Source organism: Treponema sp. R80B11-R83G3 (assembly GCF_054786115.1).
In genome coordinates, this window is sequence record NZ_BDHF01000210.1 from 1 (window position 1) to 1,413 (window position 1,413).

The 1,413-nt window shown below is 35.8% G+C and carries 1 protein-coding gene; it reads left to right on the forward strand.

Features of this window, described 5'->3' with window-relative positions:
* Positions 1 to 249 precede the first annotated feature (249 nt).
* Positions 250 to 1,413, forward strand: a 1,164-nt coding sequence (locus ACYVRH_RS12665) for a hypothetical protein (protein ID WP_461257261.1), incomplete at its 3' end; no start/stop codon positions are given.

Sequence of the window (1,413 nt, forward strand, 5' to 3'; positions counted from 1 at the left end):
AGATGAATTATTGCCGTGGTCCGCATATCAATATATTAACATAAAACTAATAGTTTAATATAGGGGAACCACTAAAAACCTCGGTTAGGTTTTTAGTGGTTCCTCTAAGAAAATCGCGAATTCATTAAAACATAAAGAATTATTGTAAGGCAATTTTCTTCTTAGGTTATGAAAACATCTAAAAACTGAAGTTTTTAGATGTTCTTATAGTTGATTTTTTGCGTATTTTAAGGTATAATGATACTGGAAATGTGTGTCCAAAATGGCGTAAAAACATTAATTTTACTCGTTTTACTCGTATGTGTAAGCCTTTTTTTTGGCAGTTGTGAGGCGATAGATAATATTCTGCCTTCCTCCGGCTCCTATAAAATTAATGTGCAGATAAACGGCGTTTCCGTTGATGAATGTTCCTATGCCAGATCAATTGATAAAATAATCCCGTATTTTGAAGAACCTGTTACGGGTGATCCAGATGTAACCGCCCTTATGGTTTTTTTAAAGGATTCCCATGGAGAAATTGTCGGATGGAAGGTTGTTTATGTTCTGGATCAGGAAGCTGAAGAAAAAGAAGAAAAGCCGTCAACGGATGATAATAAAAATGAAAATATAGAGGAAAATAAAGATAAAGACGGAAATAATGATGAAGATAAAAATAAAAACGCAGATAAAGATGAAGCTGTAATTTCAGAAGACGATAATACCGAAGAAACAGTATTAACTGAGGATGTTAAGACGTTTGAATTTTATAAAAACGGCGATGAATTGACTGTTCCCGTACTGAGTTTGGATAAAGAATTACCTTCTTTCCCAATACCGGAAAATTTACCTATGGGCATATATACAATGGTTTCTCAGGTTATGAGCGATAAAGTTGTGCTGCAAAGGACGGAAAAGAATATTTTTTATCTGGGAAAAAATACTTTTTCTTATAAAGGCATTAACGTATATTTGCCTGGAATAGGCGGTACTTCTCAGCTTATACCAAAGGGAATGGTTGTAATGCTGGAAGTGAATTTGGACTTTGACAAACGGCTTAATCCGTATATCGTATGGTACGACGGAAAAAATAAAATTAAAGAAGGAAACTTTTCTGACGATGCGGGCTTTATTTTCTGGAAAGCGCCGGAACAGAGCGGTTTCTTTTCTTTACGCGCGGAAATATTTCCCGTAGAAGGTTTTGATGAGTTAACGGGTTATAAAAAAGAAATCTCCCTGCTTGTTTCATCCAAGATAACAGACCTGCATCTTGCTTCCCCAAATATTGTACAACCAACGTACTGGTATACGATGGAAGGTAATTTAAATGATTCGAAAATGCCGGCTTTCCCTGAAAGGGCGTTAAAGCCAGCTTTTGAAACCAAGCTAAAATGGAAAGGTTTTGACGGAACCTACGGGCTTGCTACCGAAAATAAT